Origin of the sequence: Nocardioides turkmenicus (assembly GCF_011045035.1) — a bacterium.
Lineage (GTDB): Bacteria > Actinomycetota > Actinomycetes > Propionibacteriales > Nocardioidaceae > Nocardioides > Nocardioides turkmenicus.
The window spans coordinates 66037-92656 of record NZ_JAALAA010000020.1 but is presented as its reverse complement, the minus strand read 5'-3'; the positions used below and the strand labels follow the sequence as shown (position 1 = coordinate 92656).

Sequence of the window (26620 nt, the reverse complement as noted above, 5' to 3'; positions counted from 1 at the left end):
CGCCGGGACAGCCCGCGCCACCCCCGCCGCCCACGGCCCAGGACACCCCCGGGATGATCGGGCCCTACCGGCTCGAGCAGCAGGTTGCGTCCAACGACAGCGCGGTGGTCTACAAGGCGACCGACACCCGGCTCAACCGCGCCGTCGCCATCAAGGTGCTCCTCGGGCGGAGCGCCCGGGACCCGGAGTTCGTGTCGAGGTTCGACAAGCAGGCCACCCTGATGGCCAAGCTCGACTCTCCCCACATCATGGGCGTCTACACCAGCGGCCGGACCAGCGACGGCGCCCCGTACCTGGTCTCGCAGTTCGCGGACGGTGGTGACCTCCGCTCCCTGCTGAAAGCCCGCGGCCGCCTGCCGGGGCCGATGGCCGCCGACATCTGTGCTCAGATCGCCGATGGTCTGGCAGCGATCCACTCGCCCGAGGTCGGGGTCGTGCACGGCGACGTGAAGCCGTCGAACATCCTGCTGCGTGACGGCAACAACCCGCCGTACGCCTACCTCTCGGACTTCGCGGCCGCGCGCGACGACGACTCCGCGACCGCCCGGCCCGGCATCCACTCCGGCGCCTGGGACTACCTGGCGCCCGAGCGCGCGATCGGTGCGCCGGCCAGCCCGGCGAGCGATCTCTACTCGCTGGGCTGCCTGTTCTACGAGCTGGTCACCGGCGAGGTGCCCTTCACCGGGGCGAACGACGTCGAGACCGCGATGGCCCACAGCTCTCAGCCGATCCCGACGCTCCCCGGACGCGACGACTTCACGCTGCAGGCCAACGACCTGCTCTCCGGCCAGGGCGGCCTGCTCATGAAGGACCCGGCTGAGCGGTCCGGCGACGCGGTTCGCGTCCGGGACCGGTTCGCGGCGATGTCGGGGCGCCAGATGGGGTTCGCCTCCGGCGCGACGGTCACCCTCAAGCGCGCCAAGACCAAGTGGTGGGTCGCTGCCGGAGCGGCCGCGGCGGTCCTGGTCGCCGGTGGTGCCGCGCTCGGGATCACCCTCACGACCACGGAGAACACCCCGGCGAAACCAAAGCCGGCCGTACGTGGCGACATCACCGGAGACCGGTTGGGTGACCTGGTCCTCGGTGCGCCGTTCGGCGACATCAACTACAACTGGGACACCAACGCCGCGACTCTGTTCGCCTCGACGGGCAAGGGGTTCGAGACGGGCACCGAAAAGGGCCTCCGGTTCGGCAACCTGCTCGGTGACCTGGACGCCGACGGTCGCGTCGACGTGGTCCATGTGTCGGGTGTCGGCTCGACATTCAGTGTCGAGTCCAACGCGAAGGACATGCCGGATGGCTCCATCCAGGTGCCTGCCTCGGGCAAACGACTGGCCATGTTCTGCGCCGACTTCGATGGTGACGGGCGCGACGACATCGGCATGATCTCCGTCGGCAACGGGACCAAGCTGCCGGCAGACGATGCCGAGCTCGGCAAGCTCAAGGATCTCAAGATCCACATCACGGTCATGGCGAGCCAGTCAGACAACACTTGGGGAAAGAGCACGGACTGGTACACCGGCCCCTGGAACGGCACCACGTTCGACGTCAACTTCGAGGTCGGTGACTTCGATGGCGACAAGCGGGCCGACATCGTCATGGGTGCCAAGGAGGCTTCGCCGGCGGCGGCTGTCCTGCTGATGGGACAGGAATCGAAGTTCACCAAAACGGTCCTCGACGTGCCCGGACCGGATGGAGATCGGGTCGCCGGGTCGACGGTGATCGCTGATGTCACCGGTGATGGGAAGGACGAGCTGATCACCCATGAGGTTGAAGACCAGAAGTGGGTCCTACGCGTCTACTCCTATGACCCCGAGGCGACGAAGTTCGTCCATGAACCGACATGGGACCTCGACGATCCAGTGCTGAACGACGACACCGTCAGCGGATCGCGGATTCCCGCGGCGACCGACGTCAACGGGGACGGCAGGGACGACCTGGTCAACCCCTTGCGCTCCCCCGACGGGGAGTACGGATACGTCAACAAGGCGTTGGTCCTGATCTCCGGCAAGGACAAGTTCACCGTCGAGACCTGGGAGATGCCCGGCGCCGACAAGTTCGAGCCGCACCCGCCGTTGCGCAAGGCATCCAACAACAACGGCACCGGTTCCTACTAGATCACCTGTTTGCAGAAAGAGAACGGCCCGCGACCTGATCCAGGTCGCGGGCCGTTCCTGCGATCGTGACGAGGCGTTACAAGGAGGACTCGCTCCAGGCCAGCTGGACGACCTCGACACCGCGGTCGCGGGTGACCAGACGCCCGCGACCTGGGCGCGTCGGGACCGGCTTGAGGTTGCCGACGAGCGGGCCCTCGTCCGGGTTGCCGGAGAGCAGCAGGCCCGGCATCGCCAGGTCGCGCATCGACTGGATGACCGACTCGTAGAGCGATCGCGATGCTCCGCCGGACCGGCGGGCGATGATGACGTGCAGGCCGACGTCGCGTGCCTGAGCCATCAGCGGCTGCAGGGGTGCGACCGGCGATCCCTGCTGGGTGGCGACCAGGTCGTAGTCGTCGACCAGCAGGAACAGGTCCGCGCCCGTCCACCAGGACCGGTTGCGAAGCTGCTCGGGCGTGACGTCCGGCCCCGGGATCCGCTTCGACAGGTAGTCCGCCAGATCGCTCAGCGCCGGAGTCGCCTGGGTCGCCGAGGTGAGGTAGCTGACCAGGTAGTCGTCCGGGATCTCGCCCAGCATCGAGCGCCGGTAGTCGACCACTGCGATCTGGGCCTCCTTCGGTGAATGCGTCCGCATGATCTCGCGGGCGATGTTGCGAAGGAGGGTGGACTTGCCGGATTGCCCGTCGCCGAAGACCAGCAGGTGGGGCTCGGTGTCGGGGTTGAGGCCGACCGGAGCCAGCTCCTTCTCGTTGACGCCCAGAAGCAGCCGCTTCCCCGGGTTCTCCTCGGTGACCCCGGCCTGCTCCCGCACACGCTCGATCGTGATCTTCTCCGGCAGCAGCCGCAGCTTCGGCCCGGCAGGCCCCTGCCAGGCGGCGGAGACGCGGGAGATCAGGTCGTCGACGCCGTCGCCGAGTGTCGCCGCGGAGCCGTCTCCGTCCATCCGAGGCAGGGCGCTGAGGAAGTGGAGCTTCTCCTTGACGATGCCTCGACCCGGACGCCCGGTCGGCACCAGCGCGGCCAGCTTGCGGTCGAGCTCGGAGTCCATCGGGTCGCCCAGGCGGAGCTCCAGCTTGGTGCCGAAGACGTCGCGCATCGAGGAGCGGAACTCGGCCCAGCGGCCGGCGGCAGCCACGATGTGTACGCCGAAGGTCAGGCCGCGCGGGGCGATCTCCTGGATGGCGTACTCGAGGTCGTCGAAGTCGGCGCGGAGCGTGCCCCAGCCGTCGATGACGAGGAAGACATCGCCCCAGCCGTCGTCGGCCTGACCGCGGGCACGGCGGGTGCGGTAGGTCTCGATCGAGTCGATGCCCTGCGCCCGGAAGTAGGCCTCGCGGCGGTCGATGATGCCGGAGACCTCGGCCAGGACGCGGCGCACGACGTCCGGTTCGGAACGCGTGCCGACACCGGAGACGTGCGGGAGCTTGGCCAGCGGGGCGAACGTGCCGCCACCGAAGTCGAGCACGAAGAACTGGACCTCTTGCGGCGTCATGGTCAGCGACATCGAGGTGACGATGGTGCGCAGCGTGGTCGACTTACCGGTGCGCGGCGCGCCGATGACCGCGACGTGGCCGGCGGCCCCGCGCAGGTCGACGGTGAGCGTGTCCCGCAGCTGCTCGCGGGGCTTGTCGACGATGCCGAGCGGCACGACCAGACCGCCGAGCCGCTTCCAAGCCGGCGAGTGCAGTCCGAGCTCCGGCGAGGTGGTCAGGTCGGGCATCAGCGAGTCGAGCGTGTCGGGGATGTCGAGCGGCGGCAGCCAGACCTGGTGGGCCGGCGTGCCGTGGCCGGTCATCCGCTCGACCGCGATGTCGAGCATCGACTTCTCCACGCCGTCCGCACCCACGACCGGGGCCGCCGGGCGCTCTTCCTCCTCCTCGACCGGCATCGCCAGCTGCTTCACCTCGGCGATCGAGAACGGGAAGATGCCCTGCAGCTTGCCGCCCTCGTCGCGGCGGATCCGCGATCCCGCTGCCGGCGGCCCGGAGACGTACGCCGCCCGGAACCGCTGCAACGTGGTCGGGTCTGGCTTGAGATAACCGAGACCCGGGACCGCCGGGAGCTCGTAGGCGTCCGGGACACCGAGCACGGTCCGCGACTCCTGCGCGGAGAACGTACGCAGGCCGACGCGGTAGGAGAGGTGGGAGTCGAGGCCGCGCAGGCGGCCCTCCTCGAGGCGCTGGGAGGCGAGCAGCAGGTGGATGCCGAGCGATCGGCCCAGACGACCGATCGCCACGAACAGGTCGATGAACTCGGGCTTGGCCGAGAGCATCTCGGAGAACTCGTCGACCACGATGAACAGCGACGGCAGCGGAGCCATCGACGGGTCCTGCGTACGGGCCTTCTCGTAGTCCTTCAACGAGGAGAAGTTGCCGGCCTCGCGCAGCAGTTCCTGGCGGCGGGTCATCTCACCGGAGAGGGCGTCCTGCATACGGTCGACCAGGGTGAGCTCGCCCTCGAGGTTGGTGATCACCGCGGAGACGTGCGGCATGCCCGCCATCCCGGCGAACGTCGCACCACCCTTGAAGTCGACCAGCACCAGGTTGAGCACCTCCGGTGGGTGGGTGAGCACCAGACCGAGGACGAGGGTGCGGAGGAACTCGGACTTACCGGAACCGGTCGCACCGATGACGAGGCCGTGCGGACCCATACCCTGCTGGGCCGACTCCTTGATGTCCATGTAGATCTGCTGGCCGGCTTCACCGACACCGACCGGCACCCGCAGGCGGTCGCGGTTGGCGCGGGGACGCCAGGCGACCTCGGGGTCGAAGGAGCGTACGTCGCCCAGACCGAGCAGCGCCATGTAGTCCTTCGGAGCCGCGATCTCGGTGTCCTGCGGGGTCTCGGCGGCCGCGTCGGAGCCCTCCGGAGCGACGGTGTAGAGAGCGGTCAGGCGGCGGGCGTATGCCTCGGCGTCCGCCATGCTCATCTGGTCGACGCGGAGCCGGACCGGGTCCATGCGTACGCGCACCTGGTAGCCGCCGACGGTGTTGTTCTCGTCGGGCTCCTCGTCGTCGATGAGGAACCGCACCCGGCTGGAGTCGAAGAGCTCGTCCCAGTGGGTCGGCAGGTCGATGACGGTGACGCCCTGGATGCCGTCGTCCGGGAGCACGTGGTTGCCGTGCGGGACCGAGCCGCCGTCGACGATGACCACGACCTGGGGTGACGGGATCCGGTCGTCGGTGCCCCAGCGGGCGCGCTCGCCGACCTCGGTCGGCAGGAGGGCACCGAGGTCGTTGATGTTGGTGACCACCATCCGGCGCGGGCCGACGGCGTCGACCTCACGGCCGCTCTGCGCGTGGGGGAGCCACTTGACCCAGTCCCACTCGGCCAGGTTGCGCTCGGAGGTGAGGACGGCGACGATCAGCTGCTCCGGCGAATGGAAGGCCGTCATCCCGCAGATCAGGGCGCGGGCGAGGGCCCGGGCCTGGTCCTCGTTGCCGCAGATCTCCATCTTGTCGAACCCGCGCAGGTTAGTCGCCGCGGGCAGGTCGGGCTGGACCCGGTGGACCGTGAGCAGCCGGTGCAGCGCGCTCGCCGAGGCCGGGTCGACCTGGTCGATCGGGGTCTGCTGCGGCGGCACGAGGGTCAGCGCGAGGGGCTGGTGGGCGACGCCGTAGCGGACGTCGAGATAGCGCTTGTGGGTGTTCGAGCGCTCCCACAGCCGGCTGCGCTCCTCGGCGATCGCGGGCAACGACGACGGGGCGGGGTAGTGCCAGGTCAGCGCCTTGCGCTGCTGCTCACCGGCCTTGCGGGCGGACTGCCGGACGCCGGCCAGGTAGCGGAGGTAGTCGGTGCGCTGCCCGCCGACCTGCTTCTGCTTCTGCTTCCGCTGGCGGTCGATCTGCACGAAGATGAAGCCCAGGGTCGCGAAGAGGAACATGCCCGCTGCGAGGTACTTCTGGATCGGAGCACCACCACCGGTGCCGCCCGCCGGCTGCATCGTGGCGACCAGGACGATCGAACCGAGACTGCCGAGCATCGGGATGGCGTTCATCAGAACGCCGCCGACACCCTCGCCCTCTTCGATAGCCGGCGGAGGATTCAGCGCCAGCTCCCCCTCGGGGACCTCCGGCTCCTCGGTGCGGGTGCCGCCGGCTGTCGCAGCGATGGTCACGTGTCCCCCTGAGACTGGTTCAGTGCCCGCGGACCCGGATGCCGCAGGTGGTCAGGATCTTAGAGCGCCCCCACCCCGGCTACTACCCTTAACCGTGCCGGTCGGGTAAAACGGGCGGAAGAGCTTCCGATGTGGAACTCTGTCACAGGGTCATCACGCATCCGGGAGGTGTCATGCCCACTCAGACGGCCGATGCCGTTGAGCCGGCGCTCGCAGCAGGCGGCCTGGCGATCACGGTCCACGGCACCGCCGGAGTGGTCGACATCGTGGTTCCTTCCGACGCGCGCGTCTCGGACCTGTCACGGGAGTACGCCACGGCCGTAGGCCTGCCCGCAGCCCCGGTGCTCCGCGACCGGCGGGGTGAGGCGATCCCGCTGGACGCCTCGCTCGCCTCCCGCGGCATCACCTCGGGTGCCCTGCTCGCCGCGGACTCCCCGCCCACGCAGGCCTATGCACGACGCGAGGTCGTCGAGACGGCCGAGCCGATCCGCGCGGGCAGCTTCTCGTTCTACTGGGTCGGCCTGGCCACCCTGCTGGCGGTCGGAGCCGCAGGGTTCGGTGCCCAGGCCGACGGCTGGCAGCGCCTCGCGATCGCCGGCCTGCTCGGCGTCGGCGCGTTGATCGGGATCCTCCCCGCCGGACCGTACGCAGCCCGCCGGGCGATCGTGGCCCCGGCGTTCGCCGCGGGCGCCGCGTTCGTCATCACCGTCACGCCTGATCCGGAGACGCTGCCGCTGGCGGTCGGCGTGGCGGGGCTGTGCGGGGCGGTCGTCGCGACCGTCTCGCGCTCGCTGGTCGACACCGTCGACGCCGCTCTCAAGGTCTGGACCCTGACCGGTGTCACGGTCTTCGTGGTCACCGCGCTCTGCGCCCTGTTCGGCACAGCGCCGCAGGTGCCGTGGTCGATCCTCTTCGCCGCTGCCGCCCTCGCGGCGCGGATCGTCCCGTCGTACGCCGTCGACGTCCCCGACTCCTATCTTCTCGACGTCTCCAAGCTCTCGGTGACCGCCTGGTCCGCGCGGGCCAAGACCACCACAGGGAAGGCGACCGTCCCGTTCGACGAGGTCACCGAGGTGGCCGAGCGCGGCGCCCGTACGCTGGCGGCCGCATCCTGGGCGGTGCTCGGTGTGGTCGCGGCGAGTGCGCCGGCGCTGGTCGCCACCGCGACCGCCGACGTGGACCGGGTCGGTGCCTGGATGATCGTGCTGGCCGGTGCCTTCGTGATCCTGCTCGCGGCGCGCAGCTACCGCTACTGGCTGCCTCGCGGCGTACTGCGGGTCGCCGGGGTTATTGCGCTGGCGGTCGGCGTCCGTGCGTTCGTAGGCTGGGCTGACCCGGAGCTGGTCTCCTGGTTCGGTCTGGGCGTCGTGCTGATCGGGTTCGCCGTGATCATCGCGGCGATCGCGACCGGCCGGGGCTGGCGCTCGGCGAAGTGGGCGTCTCGGGCCGACTGGTCGGAGTCGCTGTGCGGTGCCGCCGTCATCGCTTCGTTCGTGGTTTCCTCAGGGTTCTTCCGACACCTGTGGGAATCGGGTTTCAATGGCTAGGCAGCAAGGCTGCGAAAAAAGTTCAGAGATTCGTGTTTAGAACTCCGGAGACGGGGTAAGAACACTGTGTCCGGACCTCGGGGGAGCCCATCGGGAGCCGGGCTCCAACAGGTATCAACCTAGGAACCGGTTCCGCCGGTGGAAGGACAGCACCATGAGCAGTGAGATCAAGCAAGGGCAGGCGATCGAGTCCGCCGTCAAGTTCATCGAGGAGACGAAGGCCAAGCTGGAGAACATCAACTCCCGCACGGTCTCCGAGGCTCAGTCCGCAGGGGCCTCTGGGTGGAAGGGCGCTGGCGGCAACGCGTTCCAGCAGCTGATGAACACCTACAACGAGAAGGCCCGCGAGATCACCACGGCGCTCGACCAGCTCACCGCGGGGCTCACCAAGGCTCGCCAGCTGGGGTCCGACGCCGACCAGGAGGTCGCCGGGCAGACCAGCGCCATCAGCAGCCAGGTCGAGGGCACCAAGTACTCGTTCTGACGAACGCAACGGACTGAAAGGAAACTGTCATGGGCGAAGAGATTGTCGTTAACCACGGAGCCATGGGCTCGATCGTGGACGTGCTGCTCAAGGGTGTGAGGGAGATGGACGGCGCCCTCGACGAGCTCGAGCGGTACATCCTGAACCTTCAGGAGAACTTCACCGGTGAGGCGGCCAACGCCTACAACCAGGCGCAGGCCAAGTGGAACGGGACCATCCGTGAGCTGGGTGCCGCGCTCGACCGCAGCAGCAGGTTCGTCAACGAGTCGCAGGCGCGGATGCACGACGCTGACATGCGCGGCGCGGGCGGCTTCGGCGGCTGAGTTCTTCAGCACACAGACAACACGAAGGGACCGGTGCGGGGCACCGGTCCCTTCGTCGTGCCGGCCCCGCGTACGACAGCACGCCTGCTGCGCGGCGCGATACACGCACGCTGGCGGCGTTGCCGCTCCTCCACGGTCAACCAGACCGCGTTCGAAGCGAGGTCTGAACGAAGTGGCCTTTGCCATCGCACGCGTCTCGCGCCGCTCGCGACGGCGTTCTGTCGTACACGGGGCCGCTGTTTTATGGCAAAGTCAGCGCTGACGCTCGTCGGCTGAGTCACGGGCAGATATTTCGGCGCAACTCCCGGGACATTCGGTCGGTTCGTCTCGGGCACAGGCACGACGCGAGGAGTTCGTGAAATGACGCAGGCGCAGGTGGCGCCCACGGGGCTGGTCCGGGTCACTGTCGCCTCCGGCACCCGTCGGATGGATCTGGTGCTGCCGGGCTCTGTGCCGGTGGCCGAGCTCGTCCCCGAGCTCGCGCGAAGCGTCGGGCTGCTCGACCCACAGACGGCGTACGCCGGCTACCGCGTCGTGCTCGCCGACGGGCGCAAGCTCGCTGGCGATCTGGGCCTGATCCCGCAGGGCGTCGAGGACGGTGGCGTGCTCACCGTGAGCGCCGGTATCGACGACAAGCCGCCGCGGGTCTACGACGACGTGGTCGAGGCGATGACCGACGTCGTCGAGAGCGAGATGGCTCCCTGGAAGCCCGAAGCAGGACGGCGTACGTCGCTGCTGGCTGCCGCGCTGCTCCTGCTCCTCGGGGCCGGTGCGCTGTGGACCCAGGCGCCGTCGATGCTCGCGGGCGTCGCCGCCGCCGTGATCGGCGTCGTCCTCGCCGGAGGCGCGATCGTGCTCTCCCGGCTCGAGGAGGAGAACGACGCCGCGATCGCCGCGGTCTGGATCGGTGAGGTCTACGGCGCGGTCGCCGGCTTCCTGATCGGCGCGGCCGCCCTCGGTCTCGACGGTGGCGTCGGGATGCCGCTGGCCTTCGCCGGTGCGGGCGCGATGCTGGTCTCCGCGATCGGTTTCCTCGGCCTGGGCGAGGCCCGGATGCTGGCGATGCCGGGCGCCCTGGTGGGCGGGGTCTTCCTCGTGGCCGGTCTGCTGCTGAGCGCGACCGGCTGGAAGGCCGGTGTGGTGCTCGGGATCGTGCTGGTCGTCGTGGTGCTGGCGGGCAGCTTCTTCCCGTGGCTCGCGCTGAGCACGACCAAGACCGACGTCCCGCAGCTCTACTCCGACGAGGACATCAACCTCGACCCGGAGGAGATCCGCCAGGACCAGGTCCGGGTCGACGCCAAGGTCGCGCACGAGATCCTGGTCGCGATCTCGCTCTCCGTCGGCGTCCTGGTCGTGCTGACCGCGCCGTTCGTGGTGCGCCTCGGGCTCTTCGGCACGCTGCTGGCGCTGGCCGCGTGTGTCGTGCTGATGCTGCGCACCCGGCAGTACCGGACGGGTTCCGAGGTTCTCGTCGGGCTGGTCTCCGGCATCGCCGGTCTGCTCGCGATCGGTGCCGCGCTGCTGGTCTACCACGAGTCGTGGCGGCCGACGACCGCCGTCGTGCTGGCGGCCGCGGGTGGCGTACTCCTTGTGCTGACGCTCGTCCCCGACGTCGGGTCGATCCGGCGTGGCCGGCTGGCCGATGTCGCCGAGACGGTCTGCCTGCTCGCGATGCTGCCGCTGATGGTGCTCGCCTCAGGCCTCTTCGGCGCCGCGGTGGCTGGTTTCTGATGGCCAGCAAGAAGGACCTCGTAGAGGCGCACGCCTTCAGCCGCCGTCGCCTCGTCTCCGCGTTCCTCTCCGGCGCCCCGGGTGGGCGTGAGGTGGAGCCGGCTCGGCCGGGCCGCTCGGTCTTCGGTGGCGTCGTGCTCGCGGTGCTGCTCATCGCGGGCGGCGCCGTCGCCCACTTCCTCGCTCCCCGGCCCGCGACGGGCTGGGCAGACCAGCCCGGCCTGATCGTGACCAAGGGCGGGGCGCGGTACGTCGTCACCGGCCCCGAGAACGAGAGGGGCCTGTACCCGGTCGTCAACCTGGCCAGCGCCCAGCTCATCCTCGGTCTCGACCTGGAGAAGAAGTCCAAGGTCATCGACCAGGAGGAGATCGACAAGGAGTTCCCGAAGCAGACGATCGGCCTCTCCGGCCCCAAGGTTCCCGAAGAGTTGCCGCTGAAGTCCGACTTCATCAACACCGGCTGGACGGCGTGCACGGCCAACGGTGCGGGCACCTACCTGAACATCTCGGAGAAGCCGGACGTGAAGTCGGCCGCCGACACCGGGTTCATGGTGCAGACCGAAGAAGGCAACTACCTCATCGCTGAATATCGGAGCCCTGAGGGCTACACGCAGGCCTACAGCTACAAGATCGAGGGCGACTCGGAGACGTACGCTGACCGGACCTTCAACGGGCCGGTGTCGACGCCCACGGTTCCTCAAGCCTGGGTCAACCTCTTCCCGGCGGGTGCACCGCTCTCGGGTGACTCGTTCGGGAGCGCCTTCACCAAGGTCGGTGGCACGGTCGAGGGCGAGGAGTACCCGATCGGCACCAAGGCCAACTACCAGGCCAAGAACTACCTGATGACCGAGTCGGGCTGGATTCGCCTGGACGGCTTCGCCAGTGAGATCTACGACGTCGCCTTCGGCAGCAAGGCCAACCAGCAGTCCTTGAGTTCTCAGCCGAACATCAATGGCAAGGATCTGGAGACGGCGTGGCCGACGTCGACCCTCGAGCCCGGCACCGGCAGTGTCTGCGCCAAGCTCGAGACCGAGGACAAGACGACAGTACGCCTCGGCATGGAGCCGGGCGATGAAGCATGGCCGGCGTCGGAGCCTCCTGCCGCAAGTGACTTGACGGCCGCCCGGGTCGACCCCGGCAAGGGTGCCTTCGTCTACGCCGCCAACGGCGAGGAGCTCCAGAAGGAGAGCGCGACGCCCTACCTGATCGACGCCCGCGGCACCGCCAACACCCTCGACGGGAAGGTCACGGTCGCGCGGCTCGGCCTGACGACCGACTCCGGCCCGATCGTGCCCGGCACCTGGCTGCGACTGCTTCCTGGCGGGGCTGCGCTCTCGACCGAGCTCGCGCTCTGCCCGCCCAGCACCGAAAAGGTTCAGGAGAGCCAGTGCGTGGCGACCGAGTGACGCTGCTGCGTAGTGGTATCGCGCTCGCTGCCGTCGTCGGCGGGATCACCCTGCTGAGCAGCCCGAGTCCTGCGTACGCAGCGGAGGAGCGGCCTCTCTGTGCGGCGTACGAGAAGAACACCGGCGGCACACCGCAGAAGGCGGAGGCCCAGACGGCGCCCGTGCCGGAGACGGTGGCTCCGTTCGCGATCATGCGGATCGCGGAGGCGCAGCAGGTGAGCAAGCAGGGTCAGGGGATCCGCATCGCGGTGGTCGACTCCGGTTACAGCCGCAGCGCGCAGGACTATCACGGCACCGTCGCGGCCGGGCTGATCTCCCAGATCGCGCCCAAGGCGACGCTCAGCGACCACCCGGTCCTCAAGGTCGGTCAGGAGAAGTCGACGGTCGACGCCAAGCGGATGGTGGCCGAGCTCAACTCATTGGCCAAGGGCAACGCGAAGGGCCTGATCGTCGACATCGGGCTGCCCGCGATGGAGGGCGCGCCGGGCCTGGACACGGCCGTCGACACCCTCATCAAGAAGGGTGCCATCGTGGTGATGGCCGCCGACTGGTCGGGCATCGCCAGCGGCACGGACCGGGACATGGCACCCAAGGTGTTCCCGAACGCCAACGAGTCCGTGGTGACGGTCAGCGCTTCCGGCACCTGGGCCTCCGACCCGGAGTCCGCGGTGCTGCCCAACTCCAACACCGACGTCGCCGCTCCGACGTACGGCGCCCCGTCGAAGACGCTCTTCGGCCAGCCGTGCTGGGTCGACTCGATCTCGACCTCCTTCGCCTCCGCCGAGGTCACCGCGGTGCTCGCCCTGATCTGGTCGACCAACCGGGGCTGGAGCGCCGACCAGGTCATCGACCGTCTCTACAGCACCACATCGGGCCGAGAGGGACAGGGCGGCCGGTTCTGGGGTGCCGGTGTGGTGAACGCGTACGACGCGCTTACGCGGCCACCTGTGAAAGAGGCTGCCGAGCCGCCGGAGGTCGAGCAGGCCCCGATGGCCCGGGAGAAGGTCGACCCGCTCGACGCCGTCCGCGACAACGCGGTCTGGTGGGGCATAGGCGGCGGCGGTGCGCTCGGTCTCGGGCTGGTCCTGCGTCCGCTGTTCTCGCGGCGCAAGGGCTCGATGTAGCCCGTCACAAGGCTTTGTCGAACGCCTCGCGTGCGGCTTCGACCTCGGGCAGTGTCGTCGCCGACCAGTGGTAGAGCCGGTCGATGAGGTCCTGCAGGGTGCTGCCCAGCGGGGTGATGCGGTATTCCACCGCGAGCGGTCGAGTGCTCAGTACGACGCGGGCGACCATGCCGTTGCGCTCCAGGCGGCGTAGCGCCGTGGTGAGCGACTTCTGGGTCACGGCGGGGATCGCCTGACGCAGCTCGTTGAAGCGTCGCGGGCGCTCGCACAGCGTGTCGAGCACCTGGAGCGACCACTTGTCGAGGAGCTGGTCGAGGAGCTCGCGATGCTCCGTGGTCAGGCGCAGCGGCTCAAGCGGGGTATCCGGCATGAAACCTAGTCTCGTTGAAGTGTCCTTCAGATACCAAGTACAAAAGAGAAACCTTCACTCATCGAAAGGAATCTCATCGTGTCCGTTGAGCTGTTCAGCCCTGAAGGCATGTTCCAGCCCGTGCCCTACCACCACGTCTCCGTGGCCACCGGCAGTCGTCACATCCATGTCGCCGGGCAGATCGCTCGTGACGAGCTCGGCCGAGGCGTGGCCCCTGGTGACCTCGCCGGCCAGCTCGCCCATGCGCTCCGCAACACCGCCCGCGGACTGGCTGGTGCCGGCGCCACCTTCGCCGACGTCGTGCGTCTCCGGTTCTTCGTCACTGACTGGGCCCCGGAGAAGTACGAGGAGTTCGTCGCAGGTCTCGAGAAGGTCGTCGACGAGCTCGGGATCCCGCAGCCGCTGCCGCCGGTGTCGGCGATCGGTGTGGACTATCTGTTCGAGCCGGACGTGCTCGTCGAGGTGGAGGCGTACGCCATCACCGACTGAGGCGCCTGCCGAATGAAGAACGCCGATCCGGAGCTTGCGCTGTCCGGATCGGCGTTCTTGCAGGTCAACCGTGGTCGACTGCTGGCGGATCTGGGGGGATTCGAACCCCCGAGGGCTATTAACCCAACACGGATTCCAGCCGTGCGCCATAGGCCACTAGGCGACAGATCCGTGAGGGATCCTACGCGGATCCGTGAGCGTGGGGGAAATCGGCGGGGGCCAGCGGGCGCGCATCTCGACAAGCTCGACACATCGCTTTGGGATCGGCGCGGCGACTCGTCTAGACTCTTCGGCAACCCCCCATGTGGCGACATCTTGTCGAACCTCCCCAGGGCCGGAAGGCAGCAAGGATAAGCGAGCTCTGTTGGGTACGTGGGGGGCCTTTTCTATTTCCTGACGTCACCCGCGAGCGGCGTCTTGGTCGCGGGTGATCCCGCGGATGATCGAGATCCACGTGACGCACGCGACCACCATCGCGACAGCGGAGACCGCGTCGCGGCTGTTGATCAGCACACCGCCGTCGTCTCTCATCGGGATCTTCGGCGCCCAGGTGGCGATCAACCAGGCTGCCCACCAGAGGGTCGGACTCGGACGGGCCTCGCCCTTCGCGGTCGCGCGGCGTACGTCGTCGACGATCTGGAAGGGGAACCAGAGCGACACGATCGGGACCCACCACCCGAGCCACGTCCATGATCGGCTGCGCCGCATGGGGAACGCCGGATCGACCAGCTTCGCGAAGTCGTAGCTTCGCAGGAGCCACAGGGTGCCCACCAGGTAGACGGCGATGATGGTCCCGATCGCAGCCAACGTGATCAGCGTGAGTACGTCCCAAGCCCATGCCGCAGGGGCCGGAACCGAATGGATCGCGATGATGACCAGCTGAAACACGGTGAGGGCGACCGCCAGGACGATCGCGACCTTCGCCAGACCGTGCGGGACTGCCGGCAGGTGCTGGGGGACGGGCTGGCGCGACAACATCGACAGCGCGTCGTCGTGATTGTTCATCGATCGTCCTTCCGGAATGTCCCACGCCATATGCGCCCGGGGTGAATGCTGGTCCGCGGGTGGAGGACTGCGCAGGCGAATGGGTCAGAACGACCCACTTTGCGGGGTTCGTCCACGACCGGGCCGCCCGGCGGCTACCGGCTGTCGGTGGGTGTCGTTAGGGTTCATGGGGTGGACGCACCGCTAGCTCTCTACCGCCGCTACCGGCCGGAGACGTTTGCCGAGGTCATCGGCCAGGATCACGTCACCGGCCCGCTGCGCAATGCGCTGGCGGGCAACCGGGTCAACCATGCGTACCTCTTCTCGGGCCCGCGCGGCTGCGGGAAGACGACCTCGGCGCGGATCCTGGCGCGGGCGCTGAACTGCGAGAAGGCGCCGATCGCGGACCCGTGCGGGGAGTGCGAGTCGTGCCGGGACCTGGCGCGGGGCGGGCCGGGCAGCATCGACGTGATCGAGATCGACGCGGCCTCGCACGGTGGTGTCGACGACGCCCGTGACCTGCGGGAGAAGGCGTTCTTCGCGCCGGTCAAGAGCCGCTACAAGGTCTACATCATCGACGAGGCCCACATGGTCTCGACGCAGGGCTTCAACGCGCTGCTCAAGCTCGTCGAGGAGCCGCCGGAGCATCTGCGGTTCATCTTCGCGACGACCGAGCCGGAGAAGGTCATCCCGACGATCCGGTCGCGCACCCACCACTACCCGTTCCGCCTCTTCCCGCCCAAGCTCGTCTCCGACTACATCGCGTCGTTGTGCGAGAAGGAGGGGATCAACGTCGAGCCCGCCGCGCTGCCGCTGGTCGCGCGCGCCGGCGCCGGATCGATGCGCGACAGCCTCTCGGTCATGGACCAGCTGCTCGGTGGCGCCGGGCCCGAGGGCGTGACGTACGAGCTGGCGGCCGGGCTGCTCGGCTACACCCCCGACGCGCTGCTCGACGAGGTCGTCGACGCCTTCGCGACCCATGACGGCGCCGCGGTGTTCGGGGTCATCGACAAGATCATCGAGACCGGCCAGGACCCGCGACGGTTCACCGAGGACCTGCTCCGACGACTGCGCGACCTGGTGATCGTCAAGGCGGTCCCGGACGCGCCGGCGACCGGCCTCATCGATGTCTCCGAGGACGGTGGCGAGCGGCTGGTCGCCCAGGCCGGACGCTTCGGGCCGCACGACCTCTCCCGGGCCGCCGACGCCGTCGCGACCGGGCTGACCGAGATGCGCGGCGCCACCGCGCCCCGACTCCTGCTCGAGCTGATCTGTGCCCGCGTGCTGCTGCCCGCGGCCGATGGTGCCGAGGGTCTCGCCGCCCGGTTGGACCGTCTGGAGAGGCGCATCGAGATCAGCGGTACGCCGACGGTGACCGCCCCTCCGGCGGCAGCCGCCCCGGCCCAGGACCGGCCGGTGCTCAAGCCGTCGGTCGGTTCGCCGGGCCATGAGACGGTCGCTCCGCCGCCGTCGCATCCTGAGCCTGCCCAGACGTCTGCGCCGGCTCCCGAGCCCGCTCCTCAGCCGGTCCAGGAGCCCGTCCGCGAGCCCGTCCGTGAGTCCGCCCCGGCAGCGGAGACGCCTCCGCAGCAGGCGCCGCCGGCCCCCGAGCCGAGCCGGCCCCAGCCGCCGGCCCAGCCGCAGCAGAGCGGTGGGATGGGCAATGTCGACATCCGCCGGCTGTGGGACGACGTGATCGCCCAGACCAAGGGCTTGCGCCGGGCGACCTGGTCCCTGGTGGGTCAGAACGCCCAGGTGGTCGACTTCCGCGACGGCGTGCTGACCCTTGGGTTCGCCTCGCCGGGGCTGCGCGACCGGTTCGCGACCGGCGGGCACGAGCCGATCCTCGGGCAGGCGCTGGTCAACGTGATCGGGATCCAGCCGAAGATCGAGGCGATCGTCGCGGGCGGCGGCCAACCCGCCCAGCCGCGGCAGGCGCCGCCTCAGCCGCAGCCGAGCCAGCCCCAGGAGCCCGCCCAGCCGCAGCAGCCGCCGGAGGCGTCGTGGAACGAGCAGGCGCCACCGCCCGACTGGGCGGCCGAGCCGCCGCCACCCGACCAGCCACCGGCACCGGAGCCTCCCCCGACGCAGCAGGCCGACCCGGGCGCGATCGCGCTGGCGCGCGAGGCGATCCGCCCGACGCGTACGGCCGACTACGAGCCCCCCGTCGACGACACCGCGGCCCGTCTGGCGGAGGCCGACGCCGCGGTTAACCCCGACGACCAGGCCTACGACGGGCCGTCGGCGATGGGCGCCGAGGCGCTGCTCGCTCAGGAGCTGGGTGCAACGATGATCGAAGAGATTCCTCACAACTAGGACGGCACAGATGACGAACCCACTCGAAGGCCTCGGCGGCGAAGGCGGCTTCGACCTCAACGCGATCATGCAGCAGGCGCAGGCGCTGCAGAGCCAGATCGTCGACGCCCAGGAGAAGCTCGCCGAGACGATCGTCGACGGCACCGTCGCCGGTGGTGCGGTGACCGTCAAGCTCACCGGCACCGGCGAGCTGGTCGGTGTGGAGATCAAGCAGGGCGAGTTCGACGGCAGCAGCCCTGACGACCTCGAAGACCTCGGTGCGGTGATCGTTGCCGCCTATCGCGACGCGAAGGGCAAGGCCGACGAGCTCGCCGGCGAGGCGATGGGGCCGCTCGCGGGCGGTCTCGGCGGCGGCATGGGTGCCCCCGGCGGCGGCGAGCCGCCGTTCAAGCTCGGCTTCTGAGATAGACACAGCGAGATGAGCACAGCTAGAGACAGGCGATAACCAAGTTGTACGAGGGTGTGGTCCAAGACCTCATCGACGAGCTGGGACGGCTGCCGGGCGTGGGCCCGAAGAGCGCCCAGCGGATCGCGTTCCATCTGCTGCAGGCGGATCCTGCCGACGTACATCGGCTGGCCTCGATCCTCAACGAGGTCAAGGCGAAGGTGAAGTTCTGCTCGGTGTGCTTCAACGTCTCCGAGGAGGAGACGTGCCGGATCTGTCGCGACCCGCGTCGCGAGCAGTCGGTGCTGTGCGTGGTCGAGGAATACAAGGACGTCGTCGCGATCGAGCGCACCCGTGAGTTCCGCGGGCGCTATCACGTGCTCGGCGGGGCGATCAGCCCGATCGACGGGATCGGTCCCGACCAGCTGCGCATCCGCGAGCTCGTCCAGCGGCTCAACGACCCCGGGATCACCGAGGTGATCCTCGCCACGGACCCCAACCTCGAGGGCGAGGCGACGGCGACCTATCTGACCCGTCAGCTGAGCCCGCTCGGGTTGAAGGTCACCCGTCTGGCCAGCGGTCTTCCGGTCGGCGGCGACCTCGAGTACGCCGACGAGGTGACGCTCGGGCGCGCGTTCGCCGGTCGGCGCGCGGCTGAGTAGTCCCTGAGACCAGACTCTTTACCCTCGTCAGGCCGAGTGTTCGCGGGTAGCCTGACGATCCAAGGCACCTCGGGAAGGGAGCTGTCATGACGGACGATGGGACCGGCAAGGACTTCGCGACGAGCATCGCGGACTCGGTGGAGAGCTTCCTGCTTGCCGTACGTGCGATCGCGGCGGAGCGTGACGGCGGCAGCGCTGTCCCGATGCTCCTGCTGGAAGTGAGCCAGATCCTGCTGGCGGGTGCGCGACTGGGCGCCCAGCAGGACTTCGAGCCGCGTGAGGAGTTCCAGCCCGACGTGGGCATGGAGGCCGACGTCGACGAGCTCCGGATGGGGCTGGCCGAAATGTTCGGCGACATCGACACCTACAGCTTCGTGTTCGACCCCTACAGCCCGGACGTGGTCGACAGCCAGATCTCCGACGACGTCGCCAGCCTGGTGACCGACCTGGAGTACGGCCTGCGCCACTACCGCCTCGGCGACGTCGACGAGGCGTTGTGGTGGTGGCAGTTCAGCTATGTCAACAACTGGGGCAACCTGGCCGGTGCGGTGCTCAACGCGCTGCTCACGGTGGTGGCGCACGACCGCCTCGACACCGAGCCGTTCACCGGCGAGGACGAGGACCTGGCTGCCGCTGATGAGATGCTGGAGAAGACGGCCGCGACCGCCACGTAGACTTCTGCGACGTGGGTATCGTCGTTCAGAAGTACGGTGGCAGCTCGGTCGCGGATGCTGCAGGCATCAAGCGTGTGGCTCAGCGAGTGGTCGCGACCAAAGAGCAGGGCCACGACGTCGTCGTGGCCGTGTCCGCCATGGGCGACACCACGGATGAGCTGATCGACCTGGCCAACAAGGTCTCGCCCGACGCCACCGCGCACGCGCGCGAGTTCGACATGCTGCTCACGTCCGGTGAGCGTCAGTCGATGGCGCTGCTCGCGATGGCGATCAACGACGTCGCGAACGAGCGCGGCCTGGCGTACGAGGCCCGGTCGTTCACCGGCTCGCAGGCAGGGCTCATCACCGACGCGCAGCACGGGCGGGCCAAGATCCTCAGCATCACCCCGGAGCGGATCCAGGCGGCGATCGCCGACGGTGCGATCGCGATCGTGGCCGGGTTCCAGGGTGTCTCCAAGGACACCAAGGACATCACCACGCTGGGTCGCGGCGGCACCGACACGACCGCTGTCGCGCTGGCGGTGGCGCTGAACGCCGACGTCTGCGAGATCTACACCGACGTCGACGGCGTCTTCACCGCCGACCCGCGGATCGTCCCGACCGCCCGCAAGCTCAGCGAGGTCGCCTTCGAGGAGATGCTCGAGCTGGCCGCCTCCGGCGCCAAGGTGCTCCACCTGCGCTCGGTGGAGTTCGCCCGGCGTCACAGCCTCCCGATCCACGTACGTTCCTCCTTCTCCACCCTCACCGGCACCGTGGTCAAGGGCAGCATCGACGCGGTCTCGCCGCGCGCCGACCACCAGCCGGCCGGTGACGCCGGCATGGAGGCGCCGATCGTCGCCGCCATCGCCTACGACCGCAGCCAGGCGAAGATCACCGTGGTCAACGCCCCCGACGAGGTCGGCGCCGCGGCGAAGGTGTTCGAGATCATCGCCGGGGTCGGCATCAACGTGGACATGGTGGTCCAGGACTCCTCGTCGGCCGCTGCCGAGCGCACCGACATCACGTTCACGCTGCCCCGCGACGACGCCGAGCGTGCCGGGAAGGCGCTCGACCTGGCGCGCGCCGAGCTCGGCTTCGAGCGCGTGAGCACCGAGCCGCGGATGGGCAAGGTCTCCCTGATCGGTGCGGGGCTGCGTACGCAGCCGAAGAAGATCGCCGACTTCTTCTCCGCGATCGCGCAGGCCGGGGTCAACATCCAGATGATCTCCACCTCGGAGGTCCGGGTCTCGGTCGTCGTCGGCGACGACGAGGTCGACCGTGCGGTCCAGGCCGCCGCGGAGCGGTTCAGCGACGTGGAGATCGAGAAGGTCTCCTACGGCGCCGACGCCGACGGCGACACCCCGGAGATCGTCGGTGTGGCCCACGACCGCGGTGAAGCCAAGATCACCGTTGCCGGCGTCACCGACGAGCCCGGCGAGGCGGCCCGCATCTTCGACACCCTCGCCGACAACGGCATCAACATCGACATGATCGTGCAGAACGTGTCGGCCGAGGAGACGCGGCGTACGGACATCTCGTTCACGCTGCCCCGCGCGGACGTCAAGCAGGCGCGCGCCGCGCTCGCCGACATCCAGGCCGAGGTCGGCTTCGCCGACCCGGTCACCGACGAGCAGATCGGCAAGCTCTCGATCGTGGGTGCCGGGATGCGTACGCATCCGGGGATCACCGCGAAGTTCTTCGCCGCGCTCGCCGCCGAGGGAGTCCTGATCAGGATGGTCTCGACCTCGGAGATCCGCGTCTCGGTGCTCGTGAGCGCCGACGACCTCGACCGCGCCGTGCGCGCAACACACAGAGCATTCGGCCTCGACAGCGACGGAGAGGCCATCGTCTACGGAGGGACCGGCCGATGAGCATCAATCTGGGAATCGTGGGAGCCACCGGGCAGGTGGGCGTCGCCGTACGCCAGATCCTGCTCGAGCGGAACTTCCCGCTCGGCGAGGTGCGTTTCTTCGCCTCGGCCCGTTCGGCGGGCAAGACCATCGAGTTCGGTGATCGTTCGGTCGTCGTCGAGGACGCCGCCACCGCCGACCCGTCGGGCCTCGACATCGCGATCTTCTCGGCCGGCGGCGCCACCTCGAAGGCGCTGGCCCCGAAGTTCGCCGAGGCCGGCGTGATCGTCATCGACAACTCCTCGGCCTGGCGCAAGGACCCGGCGATCCCGCTGGTCGTCTCCGAGGTCAACCCGTCGGCGATGGCCGGGGTCATCGAGGCCCGGAAGGGCATCATCGCCAACCCCAACTGCACCACGATGGCCGCGATGCCGGTGCTCAAGGCCCTCCACGACGAGGCCGGCCTCGAGCGCCTCGTCGTCTCGACCTACCAGGCGGTCTCCGGCTCCGGCGTCGCCGGCGTCGAGGAGCTCGTCCGCGGTGTCGCGGCCGCCGGCGACAAGGCCAGTGAGCTGGCCTACGACGGGTCCGCGATCGCGTTCCCCGAGCCGGACAAGTACGTCGAGACCATCGCCTTCAACGTCCTGCCCTACGCCGGGTCGCTGGTCGAGGACGGCCTCAACGAGACCGACGAGGAGCAGAAGCTCCGCAACGAGTCCCGCAAGATCCTCGACCTGCCCGACCTGCGCGTCTCCGGCATCTGCGTCCGCGTCCCGGTCGTCACCGGTCACTCGCTCGCCGTCAACGCCGAGTTCTCCTCGCCGCTGACCCCCGAGCGCGCCACCGAGATCCTGTCGAACGCCCCCGGCGTCGAGCTCCGCGACGTACCCACGCCTCTCTACGCCGCCGGCAAGGACCCGTCCTACGTCGGCCGGATCCGGCAGGACGAGGGCGTCCCGGACAACCGCGGTCTCGCGCTGTTCATCTCCAACGACAACCTCCGCAAGGGCGCCGCGCTCAACACGGTCCAGCTCGCCGAGCTGGTTGCCGCCGCCCTCTGACGAGACGTCAGGTACGTCGGTCGAGACGTCACTCCCGTCGGCCGAGTTGGCACCACGGTGCCAACTCGGCCGACGTACGTGACGCCTCGGCAGGGCTTGTCAGTCGATGTAGGTGGTGGTGACCCAGTAGGCGAGGGCGTACGCGGCGGCGGTGAGGATCACGGCGATGATCACGCCCCAGGCGTAGTTGAAGAGCTCGGTGAGGAACAGCATCGAGAGTACGGCGACGAGGGCTGAGCCGAGGAAACTGATCGTGAACGGGGAGCGGGCGCCGGCGAGGCGGAGGAGGTAACCGCCGAGGGCGACCGCGAGGACGAAGACGGCGATGAGGACGATCGCGCCGGTGTCGCCGAGCGACGAGGTGCCGCGGGTCCACTGGCTCACCGTGCCGCTGAACCAGACGGCCAGGGCCATGAACGCGCCGACGATGGCGCCGATCATCACCGCTGCCGACAGGCCGGACGGGGTGCCGAGGTTGATGCGCCGCTCGCTCGGCTCCTTGGGCGGCTTGGGAGGCTTCGGCTCCTTGGCGGGCTTCGGGGGCTTCTGCGCCTTCGGCTTCTTGGGCTTCTCAGCGGGCTTCCGGGCGGGCTTCTCGGCGGGAGGCTCCGGCGCGATGACGGGCGGAGCCGTCTTCTCCAGCACCTGGGTCTTCTCGGGTGCGGCCTTCTCGGACGCGGCCTTCTCCGGGGCGGCCTTCTCCGCGGGAGCCTTCTCGGCCTTGGTGTTCGTAGGCTTGGTGCCCCCGCGCTTCTTCTTGAAGCCGAACGACGGCGCGGCGAGCTTGTCGGCGGGGTCGTTGCTCATGAGGGGCAGTTTCGCATGTGGTGGGCCCCACAATGAACTCAGGCTCGGAGATCTTTGCGATCTCCGAGCCTGAACTCGATGTCGGGTTGACAGGATTTGAACCTGCGGCCCCCTCGTCCCGAACGAGGTGCGCTACCAAGCTGCGCTACAACCCGAACGCTGCACCGATCAACGGTCCAACGAGGAATGAGCATAGCCCAGAGACCGCCTCGACTCGTAATCGGGCCCTACCGGCGAGACGCACCACGCGGCGTGAGGGTCAGGAGGGTGGCCTCGGGGCGGCAGGCGATGCGGATCCGGGTGTAGGGCGAGGTGCCGAGGCCGGCCGAGACGTGCAGCCAGGCCTGCCGTCCGCCATGGGTGTGGGTGTGCAGGCCGCGCGCCCGGGCGGGGTCGATGTCGCAGTTGGTGGCCAGCGCCCGCCCGCCGGGCAGGCAGACCTGACCACCGTGGGTGTGGCCGGCCAGGATCGCGTCGTAGCCGTCGGCGGTGAACTGGTCCAGGACCCGCAGGTAGGGCGCGTGCGCGACGCCGAGACGTACGTCTGCGGCGGGGTCCGCGGGTCCGGCGACCGCGGAGAGGTCGTCGAGGCGCAGGTGGGGGTCGTCGACGCCGGCGAACGCGAACTCGATGCCCTTGACGGTCAGCGACGATCGCGTGTTGGTGAGGTCGAGCCAGCCCGACTTCGTGAAGGACGCGGACAGGTCGCGCCAGGGGAGCTCCGGCACGTTCGTACGCCGCTTGCCGTTGTCGGGCAGCAGGTAGCCGATCGGGTTGCGCAGGCGCGGCTCGTAGTAGTCGTTGGATCCGTGCACGAAGACACCGGGCACGTCGAGCAATGTGCCGAGGGCGTTGACGATCGCCGGCACGGCCCGCTGGTGGGCGAGGTTGTCGCCGGTGTCGACGACCAGGTCCGGCTTGAGCGCGGCCAGCGACGCGATCCAGTCGAGCTTCTTGTGCTGCGAGGGGACCACGTGCATGTCCGAGAGATGCAGCACCCGCAGCGGGTCCGCGCCCTCGGGAAGAACCGGCAGCCCCACGTGGCGCAGGGTGTATTGACGGGCCTCCCACAGGGCGTACGTCGTCATCGCCGCGCCGGCGGCGAGACCGGTGCCGAGGGTTGCGCCGATTACTGAGGCGAGCCGCATGGCTCAACCCTGCCACAATGGGTCCCATGAGCTCTTTGAAGGACCGACTTCGCACCGACCTGACCTCCGCGATGAAGGCTCGGGACAAGGACCGCGCCGGCACGCTGCGCATGGTCATGGCCTCGATCAGCGAGGCCGAGGTCGCCGGGAAGGAAGCCAAGGAGCTCAGCGACGACGAGATCATCACGATCCTCACTCGCGAGGCCAAGAAGCGCCGGGAGGCGGCCACCGCCTTCGCCGAGGGCGGTCGCACCGAGCAGGCCGAGAAGGAGACCGCGGAGGCCGCGGTGATCACCGAGTACCTGCCCGCTCAGCTGAGCGCCGAGGAGATCTCCGACCTGGTCAGCAAGGCCATCGCCCAGACCGGGGCCGCCGAGCTCGGGATGAAGGGGATGGGCAAGGTGATGGGCGTCCTGACCCCGCAGACCAAGGGCCGCGCCGACGGTGGCGCGGTGGCCGCAGAGGTGCGCAAGCAGCTCGGCTGAACGACGCCGGAGAACGCGTGTGGCCCCCACCGGATCGGTGGGGGCCACACGCGTCGTCAAGGCGTCAGCCGGTCGGCCATTCCCAGCCGAAGTCGGGCTCTTCCTCGACCGCGGCAGGCTTCTCGTCGCGACCGCCGCCGCCCGGCTTCTTCTTGTCGGGCTGCTTCTTCTTCTCGGGCTTGGGCTCGGGCTTCGGCTCCGGGCCGAGCGAGGTGTAGATGGTGATCGGTGACCCCTCGGCGGCGTCGCCGGACGGGGTGGTGAAGGCGACCAGGCCGCGGTCGTACTCGGAGTAGGCCTCCGGGCCGACCTGGACCTGGAATCCGGCCTTCCTCAGCACCTTCGTCGCCTTCTCGACCGTCATGCCACCGACCCACGGGACGTCGACCGTGTTGCCCGCGATCACGTTCGGGTCGGGCTCGTGGAAGTCCTCCCACTTGAGGTACTTGTCGATCACCTGCATCGCGCCGCCCCACATCGGGCCCGCGGTCGTCGAACCCGCCGCCTCGTAGACGTAGTTGCCGCCGACGACCTGGCCGTTGAGGCTGAGCGGCGTGCCCTTGGAGTTGGCGCCGGCGATCATCGAGGCGGTCGCGAGCTTGGGCGTGTAGCCCATCAGCCACACCGCCTTGTTGTCCTGCGTCGTGCCGGTCTTGCCTGCGCTGGGGACCGACAGGGCCAGGTTCTGGCCGAAGCCGCCGGGCTCCATCACGCCGCGGAGGATGTCGTTGACCGCGTCGGCGGTGCCCTTGGCCATCGCCTGTTGGCAGGTGGGCTTGTAGGTCTTGAGCACCTTGCCGTTGGCGTCGAGGATCTCGTTGACCGGCACCGAGTCGCAGTGCTTGCCGCGGGCACCGAACGTCGCGTACGCCTCCGCCATCTCGAGCGGGCTGACGTCGACGACGCCGAGGGTGAACGTGGGAACGCGCTCCGCGCCGCCGCAGCGGGTCTCGCTCGGCTTGCAGACGTGGCCGTCGTCGTAGCTGACGCCGAACGGTGCGGTCAGCTTCACGCCCATCTTCTGAGCCATCTTGTAGGGCGTGCACATGCCGGTGAGCTGGAAGAGCTGGGCGTAGAAGGTGTTCACCGACTCCCGGGTGCCGGTGTAGGCGTCCTTCATGCCGGAGGTGGTGGAGTTGTGGAAGGTGTGGGTGCCGACGCGGTTGCCGTCGCCGGGGCAGCCGGCGAAGGTGGACTCGTTGAGGGTCAGCTCCTCCGGCGAGTTGATCTGCTGCTTGAGCGGGAAGCCCTGCTCGATCGCCGCGGCCAGGGTGAACGCCTTGAACGTCGACCCGGCCTGGAAGCCGTTGGAGTCGCCGGCCTTCTCCTTGGGGACCAGGTAGTTGAGGTAGGACTGGCCCTTCTTCTTGTTGTCGCCCATCGGCCGCGACTGGGCCAGCGCCCGGACCCGACCGGTGCCGGGCTCGACCATCGCCAGCGCCCCGATGGCCTGGTCGGTGGCGTCGACGTGGTCCTCGACCGACTCCTGGGCAGCGTCCTGGAAGCGCTGGTCGAGCGTGGTCTTGATGGTCAGACCGCCGGACTTGATCAGCGCGAGCCGGTCGGTCTCGTTCTCGCCGAAGGCAGGGTCCTTGAGGAGCCACTTGATCACGTAGTCGCAGAAGAACTCCGCGGACGAGCCGAGGCAGCCGTTGCGCTGCTTCTGGACGTTCAGGCCGAGGTCGGCGTCCTTCAGCTTCTCCGCCTCGGGACGGGAGACGACCTTGAGCGCTGCCATCCGGTCGATCACGACGTTGCGGCGGGCGATGGTGGCGTCGGGGTAGTTGGTCGGGTCGTAGCCGGTGGGGTTCTTCACCATCCCGGCGAGCATCGCCGACTGCTGCCAGTTGAGCTCGGAGGCGTTGACGTTGAAGTAGTGCTTCGCGGCCGCCTGGACGCCATAGGCACCGTCGCCAAAGTAGGCGGCGTTGAGGTAGCGCTCGAGGATCCAGTCCTTGGAGTGCTGCTCCTCCAGCGCGATCGCGTAGCGCAGCTCGCGGATCTTGCGCGCGGTCGACTTCTCGATGGCCGCCTTGCGCTCGGCCTCGGTCTTCGCGGAGTAGACCAGCGTGGTCTTCACCAGCTGCTGGGTGATCGAGGAACCACCCTGCACCGAGTCGCTGGCCTGGTTGGTGATCAGTGCGCGCAGCGTGCCCTTGAGGTCCATCGCGCCGTGCTGGTAGAAGCGGTAGTCCTCGATCGCCAGCAGGGCCTTCGTCATGTTGGACGAGATCTGGTCGAGCGGACGGTAGACGCGGTTCTGGTCGTAGAGCGTCGTGATCACGTTGCCCTTGCGGTCGACGATCTTGGTCGTCTGGGACATGTCGTCGACCTCGAACGCCTTCGGCAGCGAGTCCATCTTCTCGGCGGTCTCCTTGGCCGCGATCCCGGCCACACCGGCGAACGGGATGGCCAGACCTGCGGCGACGACTCCGAGGACGGCTGCGACCCCACACATGACGGCGAGATGCTTGAGCACGGTCTGCGGGCGCAGCGACGGCGAGGACATGCTGGTCATCGTAGGTGATCGCAGTTAACAGCACACGATTCGCAATCGGCGC

21 protein-coding genes, 2 tRNA genes, 1 other RNA gene and 1 pseudogene are annotated in these 26620 nt (G+C 68.9%); 17 read left to right on the top strand and 8 right to left on the bottom strand.

The annotated features are described in order from the left end of the window. Nucleotides 1-2117, top strand: a 2117-nt coding sequence (locus tag G5C66_RS20790) for a protein kinase domain-containing protein (protein WP_165112833.1), incomplete at its 5' end; no start/stop codon positions are given. 76 nt (nt 2118-2193) lie between these two features. Here G5C66_RS20790 and eccCa read toward each other — a convergent pair. After that, the gene (eccCa, locus tag G5C66_RS20785; protein WP_165112832.1) at nt 2194-6234 is read right to left on the bottom strand and encodes a type VII secretion protein EccCa; all 4041 of its coding nucleotides are present in this window, start codon (nt 6232-6234) and stop codon (nt 2194-2196) included. 173 nt (nt 6235-6407) lie between these two features. Between eccCa and G5C66_RS20780 the strand changes: the two genes are divergently transcribed. The 6 genes from G5C66_RS20780 to G5C66_RS20755 all read left to right on the top strand — a co-directional run bounded on the left by G5C66_RS20780 (nt 6408) and on the right by G5C66_RS20755 (nt 12849). Further along, nucleotides 6408-7781, top strand: a complete 1374-nt coding sequence (locus tag G5C66_RS20780; protein WP_165112831.1) for a ubiquitin family protein — start codon at nt 6408-6410, stop codon at nt 7779-7781. A gap of 154 nt (nt 7782-7935) precedes the next feature. Further along, entirely contained in the window at nt 7936-8265 is a 330-nt protein-coding gene (locus G5C66_RS20775; protein WP_165112830.1) for a WXG100 family type VII secretion target, read from the top strand. A gap of 29 nt (nt 8266-8294) precedes the next feature. Continuing rightward, nucleotides 8295-8588, top strand: a complete 294-nt coding sequence (locus G5C66_RS20770; RefSeq protein WP_165112829.1) for a WXG100 family type VII secretion target — start codon at nt 8295-8297, stop codon at nt 8586-8588. A 360-nt stretch (nt 8589-8948) separates the two neighbouring features. Continuing rightward, nucleotides 8949-10319 carry a type VII secretion integral membrane protein EccD gene (eccD, locus tag G5C66_RS20765; RefSeq protein WP_165112828.1) on the top strand — a complete coding sequence of 457 codons (1371 nt, stop codon included), beginning with the start codon at nt 8949-8951 and terminating at the stop codon, nt 10317-10319. After that, nucleotides 10319-11725: a type VII secretion protein EccB gene (locus G5C66_RS20760; protein ID WP_165112827.1), complete on the top strand. Its 1407-nt coding sequence runs from the start codon at nt 10319-10321 to the stop codon at nt 11723-11725. The genes eccD and G5C66_RS20760 overlap by 1 nt, the downstream gene beginning before the upstream one ends. Further along, nucleotides 11707-12849: a S8/S53 family peptidase gene (locus tag G5C66_RS20755; RefSeq protein WP_165112826.1), complete on the top strand. Its 1143-nt coding sequence runs from the start codon at nt 11707-11709 to the stop codon at nt 12847-12849. Before G5C66_RS20760 ends, G5C66_RS20755 begins: the two co-directional genes overlap by 19 nt. 4 nt (nt 12850-12853) lie before the next feature. Here the strand turns inward: G5C66_RS20755 and G5C66_RS20750 are convergent, their stop codons facing one another. Continuing rightward, on the bottom strand, nt 12854-13219 hold the full coding sequence (locus G5C66_RS20750; RefSeq protein ID WP_165112825.1) for a winged helix-turn-helix transcriptional regulator: 366 nt from the start codon (nt 13217-13219) through the stop codon (nt 12854-12856). 78 nt (nt 13220-13297) lie between these two features. On the opposite strand from G5C66_RS20750, the gene G5C66_RS20745 reads away from it, so the two are divergent. Further along, nucleotides 13298-13708, top strand: coding sequence for a Rid family hydrolase (locus G5C66_RS20745; protein ID WP_165112824.1), 411 nt, complete (start codon nt 13298-13300; stop codon nt 13706-13708). A gap of 82 nt (nt 13709-13790) precedes the next feature. On the opposite strand, the gene G5C66_RS20740 is transcribed toward G5C66_RS20745, so the two are convergent. Beyond that, a tRNA-Ser gene (locus G5C66_RS20740) sits at nt 13791-13879 on the bottom strand. A 123-nt stretch (nt 13880-14002) separates the two neighbouring features. Here G5C66_RS20740 and ffs point away from each other — a divergent pair. Beyond that, nucleotides 14003-14093, top strand: an RNA gene (ffs, locus tag G5C66_RS20735) — signal recognition particle sRNA small type. Between the two features lie 14 nt (nt 14094-14107). Here ffs and G5C66_RS20730 read toward each other — a convergent pair. Continuing rightward, nucleotides 14108-14713 (bottom strand): DUF4328 domain-containing protein, encoded by a 606-nt coding sequence (locus G5C66_RS20730; RefSeq protein WP_165112823.1) that lies wholly within the window; start codon nt 14711-14713, stop codon nt 14108-14110. 171 nt (nt 14714-14884) lie between these two features. On the opposite strand from G5C66_RS20730, the gene G5C66_RS20725 reads away from it, so the two are divergent. The 7 genes and pseudogenes from G5C66_RS20725 to G5C66_RS20700 all read left to right on the top strand — a co-directional run bounded on the left by G5C66_RS20725 (nt 14885) and on the right by G5C66_RS20700 (nt 21619). Beyond that, a complete protein-coding gene (locus G5C66_RS20725; protein ID WP_338144260.1) occupies nt 14885-17008 on the top strand; it encodes a DNA polymerase III subunit gamma and tau in 2124 nt (707 codons plus the stop codon). Nucleotides 17009-17018: 10 nt separating this feature from the next. Beyond that, nucleotides 17019-17411, top strand: coding sequence for a YbaB/EbfC family nucleoid-associated protein (locus G5C66_RS20720; RefSeq protein WP_165112821.1), 393 nt, complete (start codon nt 17019-17021; stop codon nt 17409-17411). A 47-nt stretch (nt 17412-17458) separates the two neighbouring features. Then, nucleotides 17459-18055 (top strand): recombination mediator RecR, encoded by a 597-nt coding sequence (recR, locus tag G5C66_RS20715; protein ID WP_008356228.1) that lies wholly within the window; start codon nt 17459-17461, stop codon nt 18053-18055. A gap of 86 nt (nt 18056-18141) precedes the next feature. Then, a complete protein-coding gene (locus tag G5C66_RS20710; RefSeq protein WP_165112820.1) occupies nt 18142-18729 on the top strand; it encodes a DUF5063 domain-containing protein in 588 nt (195 codons plus the stop codon). An 11-nt stretch (nt 18730-18740) separates the two neighbouring features. Then, nucleotides 18741-20045: pseudogene (locus tag G5C66_RS20705) on the top strand (aspartate kinase); the annotation flags it as partial. Beyond that, a complete protein-coding gene (locus G5C66_RS27110) occupies nt 20022-20579 on the top strand; it encodes an ACT domain-containing protein (RefSeq protein WP_420901752.1) in 558 nt (185 codons plus the stop codon). The pseudogene G5C66_RS20705 and the gene G5C66_RS27110, both read left to right, overlap by 24 nt. Next, entirely contained in the window at nt 20576-21619 is a 1044-nt protein-coding gene (locus G5C66_RS20700) for an aspartate-semialdehyde dehydrogenase (protein WP_165112818.1), read from the top strand. Before G5C66_RS27110 ends, G5C66_RS20700 begins: the two co-directional genes overlap by 4 nt. A gap of 99 nt (nt 21620-21718) precedes the next feature. Here the strand turns inward: G5C66_RS20700 and G5C66_RS20695 are convergent, their stop codons facing one another. The 3 genes from G5C66_RS20695 to G5C66_RS20685 all read right to left on the bottom strand — a co-directional run bounded on the left by G5C66_RS20695 (nt 21719) and on the right by G5C66_RS20685 (nt 23574). Further along, on the bottom strand, nt 21719-22426 hold the full coding sequence (locus G5C66_RS20695) for a hypothetical protein (RefSeq protein ID WP_165112817.1): 708 nt from the start codon (nt 22424-22426) through the stop codon (nt 21719-21721). An 81-nt stretch (nt 22427-22507) separates the two neighbouring features. Beyond that, nucleotides 22508-22581: transfer RNA gene (locus tag G5C66_RS20690), tRNA-Pro, on the bottom strand. A 72-nt stretch (nt 22582-22653) separates the two neighbouring features. Then, nucleotides 22654-23574, bottom strand: a complete 921-nt coding sequence (locus G5C66_RS20685) for a metallophosphoesterase (protein ID WP_165112816.1) — start codon at nt 23572-23574, stop codon at nt 22654-22656. A 26-nt stretch (nt 23575-23600) separates the two neighbouring features. Here G5C66_RS20685 and G5C66_RS20680 point away from each other — a divergent pair, with 26 nt between their 5' ends. Further along, nucleotides 23601-24059, top strand: coding sequence for a GatB/YqeY domain-containing protein (locus G5C66_RS20680; protein ID WP_165112815.1), 459 nt, complete (start codon nt 23601-23603; stop codon nt 24057-24059). Between the two features lie 64 nt (nt 24060-24123). Here G5C66_RS20680 and G5C66_RS20675 read toward each other — a convergent pair whose 3' ends face one another. Further along, entirely contained in the window at nt 24124-26568 is a 2445-nt protein-coding gene (locus G5C66_RS20675) for a penicillin-binding protein (RefSeq protein ID WP_165112814.1), read from the bottom strand. Between the last annotated feature and the right edge of the window lie 52 nt (nt 26569-26620).

Bases quoted from the DNA above. Each gene is read 5' to 3' on its own strand.
- G5C66_RS20780 (WP_165112831.1), top strand. From the start codon at position 6,408: ATGCCCACTCAGACGGCCGATGCCGTTGAGCCGGCGCTCGCAGCAGGC.
- G5C66_RS20775 (WP_165112830.1), top strand. From the start codon at position 7,936: ATGAGCAGTGAGATCAAGCAAGGGCAGGCGATCGAGTCCGCCGTCAAG.
- G5C66_RS20770 (WP_165112829.1), top strand. From the start codon at position 8,295: ATGGGCGAAGAGATTGTCGTTAACCACGGAGCCATGGGCTCGATCGTG.
- eccD (WP_165112828.1), top strand. From the start codon at position 8,949: ATGACGCAGGCGCAGGTGGCGCCCACGGGGCTGGTCCGGGTCACTGTC.
- G5C66_RS20760 (WP_165112827.1), top strand. From the start codon at position 10,319: ATGGCCAGCAAGAAGGACCTCGTAGAGGCGCACGCCTTCAGCCGCCGT.
- G5C66_RS20750 (WP_165112825.1), bottom strand. From the start codon at position 13,219: ATGCCGGATACCCCGCTTGAGCCGCTGCGCCTGACCACGGAGCATCGC.
- G5C66_RS20730 (WP_165112823.1), bottom strand. From the start codon at position 14,713: ATGAACAATCACGACGACGCGCTGTCGATGTTGTCGCGCCAGCCCGTC.
- G5C66_RS20720 (WP_165112821.1), top strand. From the start codon at position 17,019: ATGACGAACCCACTCGAAGGCCTCGGCGGCGAAGGCGGCTTCGACCTC.
- G5C66_RS20710 (WP_165112820.1), top strand. From the start codon at position 18,142: ATGACGGACGATGGGACCGGCAAGGACTTCGCGACGAGCATCGCGGAC.
- G5C66_RS20700 (WP_165112818.1), top strand. From the start codon at position 20,576: ATGAGCATCAATCTGGGAATCGTGGGAGCCACCGGGCAGGTGGGCGTC.
- G5C66_RS20695 (WP_165112817.1), bottom strand. From the start codon at position 22,426: ATGAGCAACGACCCCGCCGACAAGCTCGCCGCGCCGTCGTTCGGCTTC.
- G5C66_RS20685 (WP_165112816.1), bottom strand. From the start codon at position 23,574: ATGCGGCTCGCCTCAGTAATCGGCGCAACCCTCGGCACCGGTCTCGCC.
- G5C66_RS20680 (WP_165112815.1), top strand. From the start codon at position 23,601: ATGAGCTCTTTGAAGGACCGACTTCGCACCGACCTGACCTCCGCGATG.
- G5C66_RS20675 (WP_165112814.1), bottom strand. From the start codon at position 26,568: ATGTCCTCGCCGTCGCTGCGCCCGCAGACCGTGCTCAAGCATCTCGCC.